The following is a 16,008-nucleotide window of genomic DNA, read 5'->3' as shown; positions in this document are numbered from 1 at the left end:
ACTGTGCCGTGCCGATCATCCTGATCACAGACACCCTCATCTTCTTGCTGATCGCGGTGGGCATCGGCTTTGGCGTCTATGCCGCGCGCCACGAACATCTGCGCGGTCCCTGGCTCCAGGTCGGGCGCTCGTCGGTCGGGGTTGCCGCGCTGGTGGTGATCCTCTTCTACGTTGGCATCGGGTTGCTCGATTCGCTGCATTTTCATCCGCGCATTGAGCCGGTGGTACCGGTCGCCGCGCTGACGAGCACGCCGACGCAGGCCGACGCAGAGGTAGACGCCGCCGAGCAGACAGCAACCGCTAGGGCTCAGCAGATCAACGGCCGCGATGAGGACGCACCGACCTATTCAACACAAATCATTTCGGTGCTCGACCTCTGGCTTAGTGGCCTACGCGAGCGTCAGGAGAAGACCTTCTCGGCACCGTTCGCCACTCAGCTGTTTGTTAAGGAAGCGATTGAACAGCCCGACGGCAGTGTGGTCCGCGGTTATCCGCGCCTTGAGCATGGGGGCACACACTTGGGTGATCCGTCGCGGCGTGGCGTCGATATCGCCTTGCGCGGGCTGTTCGGGATGCTCACAGGGCTGATCGTCTGGGTCGCGTTGATGGCCATTCTGATCGCGGTGCTCGCCTTGCGTTGGCGTCAGTCGTTCAATGAGAGCGCGCAGGCGATCTGGCGCGGTGAGACCGAGTTTCCCTGGCGGGTGGGGTTGATCACCCTGGCGTTGATGCTGGTGCTGAGCTTCGTCGCCGCCGAGCTAGCGGCCAAGTACCACATCCTCGGTACCGACAAGGTCGGCGAGGATGTATTTTATCAAAGCCTGAAAAGCATCCGTACTGGCTTGGTGATCGGCACCCTGACGACGCTGGTGATGCTCCCGGCGGCGGTGATCCTGGGCATCATGGCCGGCTACTTCGGCGGTCGCACCGACGATGTGATCCAGTATCTCTACACCACGCTGAACTCGATCCCGGGCGTGCTGCTGATCGCGGCCGCGATCTTGATGCTGCAGGTCTACATGACCAATCACGCGGATCAATTCCAAAGCCTGGTCGAGCGCGCCGATCTGCGCCTACTGTTCCTCTGTATCATCCTCGGCGTCACCAGTTGGACCGGTTTGTGCCGTCTTCTGCGCGGAGAGTCGCTGAAGCTGCGCGAGGCCGATTATGTGCAGGCGGCACGCTCGCTCGGGGTCCGGCACTCGACGGTGATCAGCCGCCACATCCTGCCGAATGTGCTACATATCGTTATGATCACCTTGGTGCTGGATTTCAGTGGCCTGGTGCTGGCCGAGGCAGTGCTCTCCTATGTCAATATCGGTGTCGATCCCACCATGAATAGCTGGGGCAATATGATCAACAGTGCCCGACTGGAGCTGGCGCGCGACCCTGTGGTCTGGTGGTCGCTGGCGGCGGCCTTCATGTTCATGTTCACCCTGGTGCTGGCCGCCAATCTGCTGGCTGATGTGGTCCGGGATGCCTTCGATCCGCGCCTACGGAGTGCGACATGAATCGGCTTTGGACCCTGCCAAGTGAGCCCGTTGCACCCGATTTGTCGAGTAAGTCCAAGACCTCTTTTCCCATGATCCGCCGCCTGGGTCTGTTTCGATGAGCGATGTCTTGCTGCATGTCTCGAGTTTGTCGGCGCAACTCGGTTCGAGCGAGCGGCCGGTGCGGGTCTGTGATGATGTCGGTTTCGAGATCCGCCGTGGCGAGACCGTCGCGCTGCTGGGTGAATCGGGTTGCGGCAAGTCGATGACGGCGCTGTCACTGATGCGCCTATTGCCTCTGTCGGGTCGCATCACCGGTGGTTCGGTGCGGCTCGATGGCCGCGAGCTGTTGGCACTGACCGAGCGCGAGATGCGCGGCGTTCGCGGTGGGCGCATGGCAATGATCTTCCAAGAGCCGCAGACCTCGCTGAACCCGGTGCTCAAGGTCGGTGAGCAGATCGCCGAGGCCGTGCGATTGCATAAGCGCCTGGCGAAGCCGGCGGTTGCCGAACGCGTGGTCGAGCTGCTGCGGGCAGTTGGTATCCCGGACCCCGCGCAGCGGGTAGGCGAGTTCCCGCACCAGCTTTCGGGCGGGATGAAGCAGCGAGTGATGATCGCGATGGCGCTCGCCGGTGATCCGCAGCTGCTGATTGCCGATGAGCCGACCACTGCACTCGATGTCACCATCCAGGCCCAGGTACTGCAACTGCTCAAAGGGTTGCAGGCGCAAACCGGGATGGCGGTGCTGCTGATCACCCATGACCTCGGGGTGGTCGCCGAGACCGCTGACCGACTCGCGGTGATGTATGCCGGGCAGATTGTCGAGAAGGCCAGCGTCGACGCATTTTTCGCCGCGCCGGCGCACCCTTACAGTCGCAAGCTGATGGAGAGCGTGCCAAACGCGAGCAAGCGGCGCGGTAAGCTGGCGGTGATCCCGGGCCGGGTTCCACCGTTGGATCAGTCTTTTACCGGTTGTCGCTTTGCGGAACGCTGTGGCGATGTCATGCCAGCCTGCCGTGAAGCGCCGATCGGTTGGTTCCAACCCAACCGCAAGCAGCAGGTGCGCTGTCTGCTCTGGGCCAAGGGTTCGGCGCGTTTTCGTGAGGAGGAGATTAGCGTTGGTACTGATGGTGTTGTCGAGCCAAGCCTGGACCAGGGCGCAGCTAGGCTAGACGCGGCAACTGCGTCCCTAGCACCGCCGGCCGCGGAAGCTAAAGCAAAAGCAGGCGATGCTACGCTCGAGGCAGCGTCGGCATCAGTTCGTTCTGCTGAGCCTGATCCGCGGACATTGCTCGCCGTCGATGGGCTGCGGGTCCACTTTCCGATCCAGCGTGGCCTATTCCGGAGCACAGTTGGTCATGTGAAGGCCGTCGATGGTGTCGACCTGCATCTGAAGGCTGGGCAGACCCTGGCCCTGGTCGGTGAGTCAGGTTGCGGCAAGACCACCGTTGGTAAGGCGATCCTGCGGCTCATGCCACCCACCGACGGCCAGGTGCGCTACAACGGCGTCGATCTTGCCTCAATCCAGGCCGGGCAGATGCGTCGCTACCGCAAGGATCTGCAGATCATCTTCCAAGATCCCTTTGCGTCCATGAACCCGCGCATGCTGGTTGGCGATATCATCGGCGAGGGGCTGCAAGCGCTCGGCATCGAACAGAGTCGGGCCACGCGGCGGCATCGGGTGGCGGCTTTATTGGAACAGGTCGGTATCGGTGAGCAGGCGATGGATCGCTATCCGCATGAGTTCTCCGGTGGTCAACGCCAGCGCATCTGTATCGCTCGGGCATTGGCGGTCGATCCCAAGTTGATCGTCTGTGATGAGCCGACCAGCGCCCTCGATGTCTCGGTACAAGCGCAGATCTTGAACCTGCTCAAGCGGCTACAGGACGAGCTTGGGCTCAGCTATTTGTTTATTACCCACGACATTTCGGTGGTTGCCTATTTGGCGCATGAGGTCGCGGTGATGTATCTAGGCCGTATCGTTGAACAAGGTCGCGCCGCCGAGGTGCTCGATGATCCGCGCCATCCCTATACGCAGGCGCTCCTCTCGGCGGTGCCGATGATGGACAAGGCCGAGCGCCGCCAGATTATCCGGCTCGAAGGCGATATGCCGTCACCCGCTACGCCCCCGGCGGGCTGTCATTTTCATCCGCGCTGCCCGCGAGCCATCGCTGAGTGCGCGCGGGCCTATCCGCAGGCCCGGCAACTGCGAGATGGTCGCATGGTGCGCTGTTCGCGACTCGATACCTCGGCTGAGAGCGCTTAGCGGATAATTGACCTCCTGGTCCCCCGCTGCTGCATCCGCTCGGTGGCGGGTTAGGGTAGTAGGGGTGGCTGGCTGTTGGGCAACTGGCTGGGGTGGTTGCGCAGGGGTGAAAGACACGTCTCGAGAGGCGGCACACCAAGGAGATAGACGATGGACGAGATTTTCGTCGGGCGTCAACCGATCTTCGATCGGAACTCGAAACTGTACGGCTATGAACTCCTATTCCGCGATGGCTCAGGGAACTATGCGGGCGAACTGGATCGCGACCAGGCGACGTCGCAGGTGATTGTGAATGTGTTTCTGGAGTTCGGCCTCGACCGCATCGTTGGCCCGCATCGCGCCTTCATCAATTTCACCCGTCGCTTCCTTGTTGATCGTCAATCACTGCCATTGCCTCCGACACGCGTGGTGCTGGAGGTGTTGGAGGATGTGCGGCTCGATGCCGATGTGATCGCCGGGTTGCGGGCCTATGTCCGGGACGGCTTCACGGTGGCGTTGGATGATTTTGTCTTCCGGGACTCGATGCGACCTTTCATAGAGCTAGCACACATCGTCAAGCTTGATCTCATGGTATCGTCGCGGCAGGAACTCGTTGAGCAAGTGCGATTACTGCGTGCGTACGATGTCAAGTTGTTGGCGGAGAAGGTCGAAACCGAGGAGGCATTCGAATACTGCAAGCAGCTCGGGTTCGATTACTTTCAGGGCTATTTCCTTTCCCGACCCAATATCGTGCAAGGAGCCCAGGTTCCGCTCAATCGGCTCAAGCTGCTGGAGTTGACGACCAGGCTGCAGAATCCCGACGTCGATATCTCAGAACTCGAGGAGATCATCAGCCAGGATGTCACGCTCAGCTACAAGCTGTTACGCCAACTCAATTCCGCCTTCTTCGCGCTTCCCAGGGTGGTTGAATCGCTGCGTGCGGCGGTGGTCTACCTCGGCACCCAAAGGATCCAGCGTTGGGCCTCGTTGTTGCTGCTCGCAAAGCTCGACAATCAATCCAGTGAACTGATGGCTCAAGGCATCCATCGTGCCAAGATGTGCGAGCTGCTGGCCACATTTGCCGGTCGTGCGCAGACCGACAGTTATTTCACTGTGGGATTATTCTCGCTGCTCGATGCCATGATGAGGGCGCCCTTGACGGAGGTACTCGATGCCCTGCCGCTGACAAGCGAGGTGCGTGATGCGATGTTACATCACCAGGGGCCTTATGGTGAGGCACTGGCAAGCGTGATTGCATACGAGCAGGGCGATTTTCAGCAAGCCCGATTCGCGCATCTGACCCCTTCACAGATGACCGATGCCTATCTCAAGGCGGTCTGGTGGGCGGACCAGTCCGCCGATGTGCTGACATCGCCGCAGTGAGGGCCGCGTTGACGGTTCGATGCGCGATCAACAAGACAGCGTCCCGCCACTATGGCAGGATAGCCCCTAGACCTTCGGGGTAGGGTCCTCCCTCAAGTGTAGGGCCCCTAACAGTTGTACAGGATAATGGGATATCTAGAAAACTGGCTACTCGGTTTAACGACATTTTTGGCGCTCATTCTCTTTTTATACTCCGTCTTCGATGTGGGGCGTCGTCTCCTGGCACGGCTCGCACTGCGTCTGTGCCAGATGCGCGAGTCACCCGAGGGAGGGTTTATCTGCGAGTTGAAACGCAAGCTGCACGATCACGCGGATAAATCCCTGTTGCCGCGTTTCGTGATGATGGGGCTCTCCTTTGCTGTGCTCTTCTACATCGTGATTGAGCACTCGCCAAAACTCTAAATCACAGTCTAACCACAATCCCCGCAGCCCCCTTGCTCGGCAGCGCGAGCGGATGCGAGCAGGGCGTGCTTAGGTGAGTGCCGAGGCCTGCGCGTGGCGGCCACCGATGCCTCGGTGGCTCCGCGGGCGCGACCGACGTTGACGGCGAAAAGGTATCCTTCCCATGTCTATGACGATGTCGCAATTCCTGGGGTCCCATGGGCTCGTTCGCAATCCTTTCATCGAGGAAGAGGCGCAGAACGACAAGGTGTTCGAGGAGCTCCTCAACGAATCCGACTACACCTTCAATCATCAGGCGTGGGACAAGTTCTTCGGTGAACCGCCCGGACGCGGCACCTCGATGATCTTCGGCGTGAAAGGGAGTGGTAAGTCAGCGCTGCGCTTGGCGTTGGAAAAGAACATCGAACACTTCAACCGCGAGCATGAGGAGAGCATCCTGATGCTGCGCTACGATGACTTCAACGGTTTTCTCGAAGCGTTTAAGCGCAAGCGCGAGCAGCAGGATCGACGCCGTCAAGAGCCGATCACGCTGAAAGACTTTGGCTTGGCGCAGCATCTCGACGCGATTTTGGTCTGTGGCATGGAAGCCTTGCTCGACGAGATCAAGAGTGCTGATCTGCCCTTGGAGCGGCTGGAACGATACCGGCGTCATGATCTGATGATGCTGATGGCGTTTTATGTCAGCGGTCCACCGGATCGCTACAACCGCATCATGACGTCATTGGCGAATCGGTTGTTGCCGCGGGGGCTGATCAAAGGCACCTTGAGCAGACTCAAGGGGCTGATCGTCGGGCTGCTCACACTGGGGATCGTGCCCTTGGTGAAACGCAGTTTCTACCGCGGCGTGGCGCGTACCGTGGAGCGCGAGATCCTGGTGCGCGATCGCAATATGCGCGATGTCGAACGCGCGCTGCGCTCGATCCCGCCGGGCTATCTCAAGGATCAGGATGTGAAGCGCGGCGGGTGGCGCGACGATGACGACGTGCGCCGGTTGTTCGCGACCAAGTTCATCGATATTGCGCTCAGCCTCGGCTATCAGCAGATCGTGGTAGTGATGGACAAGGTCGACGAGCCCTCGCTGATCAATGGCGATCGCGAGCGCATGCAGGACTTCGTCTGGCCGCTCTGGAACAACCGCATCCTGCAACTGCATCCGAACCTTAGCTTCAAAATGCTGTTGCCGCGCCAGCTCTACGAAGCCGTGCGCAAGGCTAGCTCGGAGAAGGCCAACGAGGCGCGCTTCGACAAACAGAAGATCATCTATCCGTTTCGCTGGGGCGATAAGCAGTTGTTCGACATGATGTCGGCCCGCCTGCGCATCTGCCGGGCCGATCCGAGTCATCCCTATCCACTGGATAATCTCTTTGCCTCGGCGATTCCGCAACGCGAGATCCTGAGCGCATTGGACAAACTGCGCCAGCCGCGCTTCGTCCTCAATTACCTCTACCGTCTCATCGCCGAGACCTGTGCTCAAGCCGATCAGGTCGGCAACCAACCGGTGCTGATTTCGCACGAGGTCTTTTATCAGATCAGCGCCACCATCGGCGAAGATATCAAGCAGTACTATCAGACGCTTGGCGAGAGCCCGGAGTAACCCAGTGGTGGGCCGCCTAGCCTTAGCTAGCGCCGGACGGCACAGCAAGCAAGCCTTGATACAAAAAACCGGTGCCGGTTGCCCGGCGCCGGCGTCTGTTGCTTGAGCCTGTCCCCGAGTGGACCCAATCGAAGTCGGCCCCGCGATCAGAGATCAGACCAGGTTCAGCCCAGCAGGCTGTTGCCGAGCAGCGGCGCGATCACCAGGCTGACGATCGCCATCACATTGATGAGGATGTTCATCGACGGCCCCGAGGTGTCCTTGAACGGATCACCGACGGTATCGCCGACCACCGTCGCCTTGTGGGTGTCCGAGCCCTTGCCACCGTGATGGCCCTTCTCGACGAACTTCTTGGCGTTGTCCCAGGCGCCGCCGGCATTGGCCATGGTCAGCGCCAGCAGCACACAGCCGAGCAGGGCGCCGCCGAGCATGCCGCCGAGCGCCGCTGGCCCGAGGACGAAGCCGACCACCCAGGGCGCGGCGATGGCGATGACGCCGGGCAGCACCATCTTCTTCAACGCCGCCGTGGTGGCGATGTCCACGCAGCGGGCGGTATCCGGCTCGGCGGTGCCTTCCAGCAGTCCGGTGATCTCGCGGAACTGGCGGCGGATCTCGTTGATCATCGCAAACGCGGCCTCACCGACGGCGGTCATGGTGATGGCGGCGATGGCGAAGGGCAGGATGCCGCCGATGAACAGGCCGATGATCACCATCGGGTCACTCAACAGCAGCTCGAAATCGGGCACGTGCAAGGACACGCTCTCGATATAGGCGGTGATGATGGCCAGCGCCGCCAATGCCGCAGCGCCGATCGCAAAGCCCTTGCCGATGGCGGCGGTGGTGTTGCCCAGTTCATCGAGCGAATCGGTGATGCGCCGAGTCTCGACACCGAGGCCGGCCATCTCGGCAATGCCGCCGGCGTTGTCGGCGACCGGACCATAGGCATCGATGGCCATGGTGATGCCAACGGTGGCGAGCATGCCGACGGCGGCGATGCCGACGCCATAGAGGCCGACCAGGGCGTTGGAGACGAAGATGATGGCGCTGATGGTGAGCAGCGGCACGATCACCGAGCGCATGCCGACCGCGAAGCCGGTGATGATGACCGTCGCCGCGCCGGTCTCGCCGGCCAGCGCGATGCTGGCGACCGGTTTCGATGAGGTGTAGTACTCGGTGACCAGGCCGATGACGATGCCACCGAGGGCGCCGATCAGCACCGCGCCCCAGACCGCGCTGCTGATGCCGGTGCCAACGATCACCAGATAGGCCACGGCCATGAACAGCAGGCTGGCGCCGATGGTGCCGATGCGCAGCGCGCGCTCGGGGGTCTGGCTGGAGAAGTGTCGCACCAGCCAGATACCGGCGATGGAGCAGAGCAGGCCCGCCGAGGACAGGGCCAGCGGCAAGAACATCAGCGCCTGGCGCTCGCCGATGGGGTCGATGACATCGACCGCCAGGGTCGAGGCAATGGCGATGGTGGCGATCATCGCACCGCAGTAGGACTCGAAGATGTCCGAGCCCATGCCGGCGACATCGCCGACGTTGTCACCGACGTTATCGGCGATGACGCCGGGATTGCGCGGATCATCCTCGGGGATGCCCGCTTCGATCTTGCCCACCAGATCAGCGCCGACATCGGCGCTCTTGGTGAAGATACCGCCGCCGACGCGGGAGAACAGCGCCACGCTCGAGGCGCCCATGCCGAAGCCGTGGATGGCATGCGCCGTCTCCGGGTCGCCGCCGAACAGCAGATAGAGCGTGCCGAGGCCGAGCAGCCCCAGTGAGGCGACCGCCAGACCCATGATCGAGCCGCCGAAGAAGGCGACCGTGAGCGCCTCGGCCGGGCCCTTGGTATGCGCCGCGACGGTGGTGCGCACATTGGCCTGGGTGGCGGTGTTCATGCCGATGAAGCCGGCCAGCGCCGAGGTGAGGGCGCCGACGACGAAGGCGAGGGCGGTCTTCCAGCCAAGGAAGATGAACAGGACCACCACGAGCACGGCGGCGAAGGCGCCGAGCACCGTATATTCCCGGCGCATGAAGACCATGGCGCCGAGGTGGATGGCGTCGCCGATGGCGGCGACCTTCGACTCGCCTTTCGGATAGGCCTTGACGATGCGGAAGATCCGCTGGGCCATCCACAGGCCCAGGATGCCAAAGACGATGGGTATGAGAGCATTCAGGCTCATGGTTTAGATGACTCTCCTTCTCGCTCGAATCGTTGTCGTTGTCATGTGCAGCGGCGCAAGGCCGCTGAAGGGGTGGGCTTGGCCGCGAGCGCGTGTGTCCACGCCGGCTGCCATGAGCCTTACATGGCGCGCCAGAAGCGGTAGTTGGTCGCTTCGATCTGCTCCGACGAGGGCATCGGGAAGAACCGGGTCGTCTCCTGGGAGGCGAACATGAAGCCGTGGCGAATGACCTTGTAGGGCATGGTCTCGAAGGCGCTGTCGAGGCGCAGGCCCTTGGTCAGCTTGTCCGGCTCGGCGCGCAGTTCCATGATGGCTGCGCGCAGGTTCGAGGGATGCAAGCCGGGGATCGGCGGATGCATGGTGGGGCGCTCCTCGAACTCCTCGAGGAAATGCTCGATATCGAGCTCGATCTGCGTGTAGAACTGTTTTGGCGCGCCCTTGGGGAAGCCCGGATCGGTGATGTACTTGCCGAAGGCGGGGAAATCGAGCCGCGACATCACCAGCATGCGCAGTGGCGCGATATCGGCGTAGATGCGCAGGAAGCCGGCCTCGTGCGTCTTGTCATAGGGCGCCGGATCGAGCCCGAGGGTATAGCCTTCCGGGGTGCTCAGGAACAGGCGCTGGATGGCCTCGAGGTCGATGTGCTCGAGCACCCGATAGGTGGAGATGAACTTGGTCGCCTTGGGCCGGCCATCCGGGTGCGGCTGCAAGCCGGCCAGGGCTTCGTCGATCTTGAAGTAGGGATGGCGGTAATCGAGATCGATTTCCGCGAACACCACCTTACCGGCGTAATAGCGGACCGAGCCGGCCGTGTAATGCTTGGCGAAGGCTTCTGGGTCCAATTGTGAGGCGACCAGCCCCGGGTTCGGGGCCAAGATCTGATACAGATGACTGTCGTATGGCATGCGCTACTCCCCCTGGTTGCCCGCCTGCCAGGTGCCAAAGGCAGGGCGGTTCGGGAAAGCGCTGGATTATGCCCCCTTTCGCGTCCGGGTGAACAGCCCTCAACGCACCCGCGCCACCGGCATCATGTCGACATCGCAGGCACCGCCGACGGTGACCTGTTGCTCGCGTCCACTGTCGCGGCATGAGGCACCGCGCGCATCGATGCGGCAGTGGATGGCCAGCGGCTTGCCCGCACTGAGCCAGCTCGGCGTGCGCCGGTAGCGACCGATGTTGGAAAAACGGCAGCCGCTGGAGACGCCATAGGGGGTACAGCCGCTACCGCCACCCAAGCTCACCTTGCGCGCATCGACGATGAAGCCAGGGTACTGATCTTCGATGCGCACGGCATCGATCAGCCCGTCCTGCTCGAAGCGAAAGGCCTGGAAGCGATAGCCGCTGCCGACCCGCTCACCAACCTCGATCCGCGTGTTCGCGAGCAGGACGTGATCGGCGCCCTGCTTGGCGACAGCGCCGGACATGTACTCGATGCGATCATGCTGCGGAAAGCATTTTCCCATCGCCGGCGGGTGGTAGTAATGGCGCAGCTCGGTCAGCTCGCCGAGCGGGGTGCCCCGAAAGACCCTCGCCAGTGCTGGCGTGCCGCCATAGAGGATGGTCTCGGCGTCGCCGACGCTCTGCGCGTACATGGCCTGGACACGATCGTAATGCTCGCGCTTGGCAAGGTCGGTGCGCAGGTAACAGGAGGTGAGCCCGGAGATCTGGGTCAGATAGGCGTCCCAGATGTTGTATTGCGAGACATCGGAGGCGATGCCCTGGAAATCGCCCGGAAACCGACAGCCTTGGCGCGCCAGACAGTGGCCGACCCCGCGGTTGCGGATCGAGAGCACCACCACATTGCGCTCACAGGCGCCGTAAGCCGAACAGCCACGGTCGAGATGTCCCTCATAGATGGCCGTGCGCATGCTGTAATCGAGATGCTTGGCGCGCGCCAGCGTGGTCGCGTCCCAGCGCCCATCGTGCTTGCTCATGAAGCGATCCCAAGCCAGTGCGAGTCGGGCCCGCCGTCCGAGCAAGGTGGCATCGACCGAGGCGCATTCGGGGGAGTTATGGAAGACGCGCACGATCTGATCCAACCGGCTTTGCCCCTGGCGTTCGGCGGCTGCCGGATCACCCTGGCCGGGCGGATCGAAGAAAGGCGGTTTCTTCAGCACATAGAGGTCACGCACATTGAGCACGTGACGCACACTGCTGTCGCAATGGTGGTTCTCGACTTGGAGCGATTCGCGCTCGGAGAAGACCCGCTTGAATCGTCCCGTGGCGCGCTCGCCTTTGTCCTTGGCGGGATTGACGACGACCTCGAAGCCGACGTAGGGCGTGCCCTTGGCATCGGTGAGCGCACGGCCGTTGCGAATGACCAGGCAGGGGATGACCGAGGTGCCCTGCGGGAGGCGGCCGGCCGGTCGGCCTGGGCCGTCGGGGCCGATCTCGAAGTACGGGATCTCGAGCGGTCCGTTGAATTTGTAGAGGGTCATGAGCGGCGTGGCCGGGACGGCCGCATGCGCCAACAGGGGTGTCATGAGGGCTGCGGCAGTGAGGAAACCGGCAACGCCAAATCGAACCCGGGGGCGTGCGAAGGCGGTGATCATCGAGGTTGTGATCATCGAAGTCATCGGTGGGCTGGTTGGCGCTCGTGATGAAAGTCGCGACGGAGCCGTCGATCCGGATGAGGCCCGAATGAGGCATGGATGGTGCCTGGATGGTGCATGGGACTCGGGCGGGTCTCCCTGATTGCTGGACGCCCGGCGAGCGAGAGGCCCCGGCTTGCTTCGTCGCTCGCCGGTTTTCTCGCTCGCCGATGCGCCCGTCTCGATCTGGGGGTGCTAGAACTCGAGCTGAACGCGCAGCTTGTTCATCGCATTCTTCTCGATCTGGCGGATGCGCTCGGCCGAGACATTGAACTGCTGGGCCAGCTCGTGCAACGTCTGCTTGCGCTCGTTCAGCCAGCGCTCGCGCAGGATCGTCTTACTGCGCTCATCGAGCTGCTCGAGGGCGGCGAACAGGCGTTCGCGCTGCCAGCCATCGTTGTCCTCACGCTCGAGCGCGGCGGCGGGCTCCATGCGGATATCCGGCAGATAGGTCGAGGGCGCGGACGGCGATTCGTCATCATCGTCGTCGTGCCCGTCGAATGCCATATCATGACTCGAGAGCCGCGATTCCATCTCGAGGACGGTCTCGGGCTTGACGCCGAGATCAGCGGCGACGTCGTCGACCTCTTGCTTGGTGAACCAGCCCAGGCGCTTCTTGGAGCTGCGCAGGTTGAAGAATAGTTTACGCTGCGCCTTAGTGGTGGCGACCTTCACGATGCGCCAGTTACGCAGGATGTACTCGTGGATCTCGGCGCGAATCCAATGTACGGCGAACGAGACCAGCCGCACGCCGACATCGGGCTCGAAGCGTCGAACGGCCTTCATCAACCCCACCGTACCCTCTTGAATGAGGTCTGGAAGGGGGAGTCCGTATCCGAGATAACCCCGCGCGATGCGGATGACGAAGCGCAGATGTGAGAGGACTAAGCGCCGCGCCGCCATCATGTCACCGTCGTCGCGCAGTCTGAGGGCGAGGGAGCGCTCCTCCTCGGCAGTCAGGACTGGAATCTGGTAGGCGCTCGAGATGTAAGTATCGATGTTGCCAGTTGATAACGATCCAATGGCCGCGATGTCGTTGCTCATGATGGAATACCCTAGTGTTTTGCTCGGGAATAATGCTAGCAGTGTTTGCGACGTTTGACAATAGTCGCGACAGGGTTTTCGAGCGGACTTTGAACAGAAAGTTCCTACGGCAAAGATTAGACAAACCCAAAGAGGCCCTGCTGATCTAGCGGTATTGAGTCTCGGGGTTTGATGCCAATTCGGCCGACAAGTTCGCGCCCATGCCTCAAATGTCGTCGCTGAGACCGAGATGGCGGCCGACGGCAATCCAACTGCCGAGGATACCGAGTAGTGCGCTACCGGCGAAAAGCGTTGCGACATCGGCGACGCCTAGCCCCTGGAGCGCAAACGAGCGATGGTAGAGGTTGGCCAGTGAAGCGGCTTGGTCGGCGAGTAGCCAGACCATCAACGTGACCAAGAGCCAGGCTAGGAGCCCGCCGAGGAGGCCATACCAGGCACCGCTATAGAGGAAACGACGACGGGCGAAACTGTTCGTTGCGCCCACCAGGCTCATGATGTGGATCTCATCGCGGCGGTTCTCGATCTCGAGCCGGATGGTGTTGCCGATTACCAGCAACACGCCAAGCCCAAGCAGCAGCGCGAGCAGGGCGACCCCGGCGCGTAGCAGGCCGAGGATGGCCTGAAAGCGCTGCGCCCATTGCGCATCCTCGCGCAGGAAGGCGACCTCGGGCAGGGCCTCGATGGTCGCGAGGAATGGCGTCAGGTGCGTCGGTTCCAGGGCCGAGGGATGGAGCTGGAGTTCGAGCACCACCGGCAGCGGGTTCTCATTGAGCTGATCGAGGGCGCCGCCGAGACCGCTATAGGCGCGAAACTCGGCCAGTCCCTCGGCGCGGCTGATCAGCGCGACGGTCGCCACCTCCGGGCGTTGTGCGATGCGCTCGCGCAGCCGCGCACCTTCGGCCTCGTCGAGATCCTGCGCGAGGAACACCGAGACCGCAGCACTGCGTTGCCAGTCGCCGCCAAGCGTCCTGAGGTTATCGAGCACCACCACCAGCGCGGTCGGCAAGGCCAAGGCAATCGCGACTGCGGCCACGGTCATCAGCGTGGCCAAGGGCTGGCGCAGCATCCGCCACAGGCTCTCGAGCGCACTCTCCCGATGCTGCTCGAGCCAGGCCGAGAGACGCCGGCGGCTCAGGCCAGGGCTGCGCGGGCGACGCCGATTGACGGGCTGAAAGCGGCGCCTCGTCATCTACCAGTTCCCCGAGTCGGCGACCAGTCGCCCTTGATGCAAGCGCAGGATGCGGTACGCCATGCGGCTGACGCGCTCCTGATCATGGGTGGCGATGAGCAAGGTCACGCCGACCTCGTGGAAACGCTCGAACAGGGCGTAGATCTCGCTCGACAGATCGGGGTCGAGATTGCCAGTCGGCTCATCGGCGAGGATGATCGGCGGCCGCGCGACCACGGCGCGGGCGATGCCCACGCGCTGCTGCTCGCCGGCAGAGAGGGCGATGGGCTGCGCGCGCTCGAGGGCGAGCAGGCCGACTTGATCGAGCGCGGCGCGCACGCGCCGGCCGACCTCGCGCCTGGCCATGCCGGCCACCACCAGGGGCAGGGCGACATTCTCGGAGACCGTGCGATCGTTCAGCAGCCGGTGATCCTGGAAGATCATGCCGATGCCGCGACGATGGTAGGGGATACGCCGACGCGGGAGGTCGCCGAGCGAGCGGCCATCGACGAGGATGCGGCCGCGGCTCGGGCGCTCGATCAGGCCGATCAGTTTCAGCAAGGTGCTCTTGCCGGCGCCCGAATGGCCGGTCAAGAAGGCCATCTCGCCGGCGGCGAGTTCGAGGCTCAAATCCTTGAGCGCCTCGCCGCGCTGCGGATAGCGCTTGTTGACGTGCTCGAAGCGGATCACGGACTCAGCAGCGCATCCAAGAAGGTTTCGGCCTCGAACGGGCGCAGGTCCTCGACCTGCTCGCCGACGCCGATGAAGCGGAACGGCACCGGCAGGCGCTCGGCGATCGCGAAGATGATGCCGCCCTTGGCGGTGCCGTCGAGCTTGGTCAGGGTGATGCCGGTGAGTGGCAGGGTGTCGTTGAACTGCACCGCCTGTTGCAAGGCGTTTTGCCCGGCGGTGGCGTCGACCACCAGCATCACCTCGTGCGGGGCGTCGGCATCGAGCTTCTTGAGCACACGGGCGATCTTGCGCAATTCCTCCATCAGATTCGATTTGGTGTGCAGGCGCCCGGCGGTATCGGCAATCAGCACATCGATCCCGCGCGCGGTCGCGGCTTGGAGCGCGTCGAAGATCACCGAGGCCGGATCGGCGCCGGTGTGCTGCGCGATCACCGGCACCTGATTACGCTCGCCCCAGCTCTGCAGTTGCTCGACGGCGGCAGCGCGGAAGGTGTCGCCGGCCGCGAGCATGACGCTGTTGCCTTCATCTTTGAGCTGGCGGGCGAGCTTACCGATGGTGGTGGTCTTGCCGGCGCCGTTGACGCCGACCATCAGGATCACCTGTGGCCGCCCCGCAGTCGGCTGCTTCACCGGCGCTTGGCTGGCGACCAGAAGACTGGCCAGCTCACGGCGCAAGGCGGCGAGAAAGGCGTCCGGCTCCAGGGCCTCGCGCCGCTTCACGCGATAGGCCAGATCATCGATGATGCGGCGCGTGGCGGGCACGCCGACATCGGCAGCCAACAAGAGCATCTCGAGTTCTTCGAGCAGGTCCTCGTCGATCTCGGTGCGCCCGGAGACGAGGTCGCCAATATCGGCATTCAAGACCGCCCGGGTGCGCGCGAGCCCGGACTTAAGTCCCGCGAAGAGGCGGCGCTGCTGTGACGTCTCTTCTTCGCGTTTGGCTGCGGCGCGGGCGATCGCGTCGCCGAGGCGTCCTTGGTCGGGCGCCGCATCGGATGGGTTTTCTGTGCGCTTGTGTTCTATTGATGGCTGCCCATCACCCTGGAGGTCGACAATGAGTGGCTCCGCTACCGGCGCTGGGCTCGGTTGCGGGTCGAGGCTAGCGTCTTTGAGCGCGTCCTCGGCCTCGGTCTGGCGTTGCTTCTTCTTTCCAAATCCGAACATGGGGTGTCTTTGAGTACTCGGTCGATGATGTGTCGCGGCCAGGGCTGCC

General features: G+C 62.9%; 12 protein-coding genes. 5 read left to right on the top strand and 7 right to left on the bottom strand.

Translation table 11 applies throughout. The annotated features are described in order from the left end of the window. The first annotated feature begins 8 nt into the window (after window positions 1–8). The 5 genes from CCR82_RS11230 to CCR82_RS11210 all read left to right on the top strand — a co-directional run bounded on the left by CCR82_RS11230 (window position 9) and on the right by CCR82_RS11210 (window position 7,114). A complete protein-coding gene (locus CCR82_RS11230; RefSeq protein WP_201245874.1) occupies window positions 9–1,511 on the top strand; it encodes an ABC transporter permease subunit in 1,503 nt (500 codons plus the stop codon). 97 nt (window positions 1,512–1,608) lie between these two features. Then, window positions 1,609–3,756, top strand: a complete 2,148-nt coding sequence (locus CCR82_RS11225; RefSeq protein WP_201245873.1) for an ABC transporter ATP-binding protein — start codon at window positions 1,609–1,611, stop codon at window positions 3,754–3,756. Window positions 3,757–3,906: 150 nt separating this feature from the next. Then, window positions 3,907–5,118, top strand: a complete 1,212-nt coding sequence (locus tag CCR82_RS11220; RefSeq protein WP_201245872.1) for an EAL and HDOD domain-containing protein — start codon at window positions 3,907–3,909, stop codon at window positions 5,116–5,118. 126 nt (window positions 5,119–5,244) lie between these two features. Beyond that, the gene (locus tag CCR82_RS11215) at window positions 5,245–5,520 is read left to right on the top strand and encodes a hypothetical protein (RefSeq protein WP_201245871.1); all 276 of its coding nucleotides are present in this window, start codon (window positions 5,245–5,247) and stop codon (window positions 5,518–5,520) included. A gap of 163 nt (window positions 5,521–5,683) precedes the next feature. Further along, window positions 5,684–7,114 (top strand): hypothetical protein, encoded by a 1,431-nt coding sequence (locus tag CCR82_RS11210; RefSeq protein ID WP_201245870.1) that lies wholly within the window; start codon window positions 5,684–5,686, stop codon window positions 7,112–7,114. Between the two features lie 164 nt (window positions 7,115–7,278). Here CCR82_RS11210 and CCR82_RS11205 read toward each other — a convergent pair whose 3' ends face one another. From CCR82_RS11205 to ftsY, 7 genes are all read right to left on the bottom strand, one after another. Then, window positions 7,279–9,300 carry a sodium-translocating pyrophosphatase gene (locus CCR82_RS11205; protein WP_201245869.1) on the bottom strand — a complete coding sequence of 674 codons (2,022 nt, stop codon included), beginning with the start codon at window positions 9,298–9,300 and terminating at the stop codon, window positions 7,279–7,281. A gap of 119 nt (window positions 9,301–9,419) precedes the next feature. Next, window positions 9,420–10,205 (bottom strand): hypothetical protein, encoded by a 786-nt coding sequence (locus CCR82_RS11200; protein WP_201245868.1) that lies wholly within the window; start codon window positions 10,203–10,205, stop codon window positions 9,420–9,422. Window positions 10,206–10,304: 99 nt separating this feature from the next. Beyond that, window positions 10,305–11,852, bottom strand: a complete 1,548-nt coding sequence (locus tag CCR82_RS11195) for a hypothetical protein (RefSeq protein ID WP_242513410.1) — start codon at window positions 11,850–11,852, stop codon at window positions 10,305–10,307. A gap of 234 nt (window positions 11,853–12,086) precedes the next feature. After that, window positions 12,087–12,935: an RNA polymerase sigma factor RpoH gene (gene rpoH, locus CCR82_RS11190; RefSeq protein ID WP_201245867.1), complete on the bottom strand. Its 849-nt coding sequence runs from the start codon at window positions 12,933–12,935 to the stop codon at window positions 12,087–12,089. 205 nt (window positions 12,936–13,140) lie between these two features. Continuing rightward, on the bottom strand, window positions 13,141–14,124 hold the full coding sequence (gene ftsX / locus CCR82_RS11185; RefSeq protein WP_201245866.1) for a permease-like cell division protein FtsX: 984 nt from the start codon (window positions 14,122–14,124) through the stop codon (window positions 13,141–13,143). Beyond that, window positions 14,125–14,793, bottom strand: coding sequence for a cell division ATP-binding protein FtsE (gene ftsE, locus CCR82_RS11180; RefSeq protein ID WP_201245865.1), 669 nt, complete (start codon window positions 14,791–14,793; stop codon window positions 14,125–14,127). Beyond that, entirely contained in the window at window positions 14,790–15,959 is a 1,170-nt protein-coding gene (ftsY, locus tag CCR82_RS11175; RefSeq protein WP_201245864.1) for a signal recognition particle-docking protein FtsY, read from the bottom strand. The genes ftsE and ftsY overlap by 4 nt, the downstream gene beginning before the upstream one ends. Between the last annotated feature and the right edge of the window lie 49 nt (window positions 15,960–16,008).

Origin of the sequence: Halochromatium salexigens (assembly GCF_016653295.1) — a bacterium.
Taxonomy (GTDB): domain Bacteria; phylum Pseudomonadota; class Gammaproteobacteria; order Chromatiales; family Chromatiaceae; genus Lamprobacter; species Lamprobacter salexigens.
This window is presented reverse-complemented; position numbering and strand designations above follow the sequence as displayed.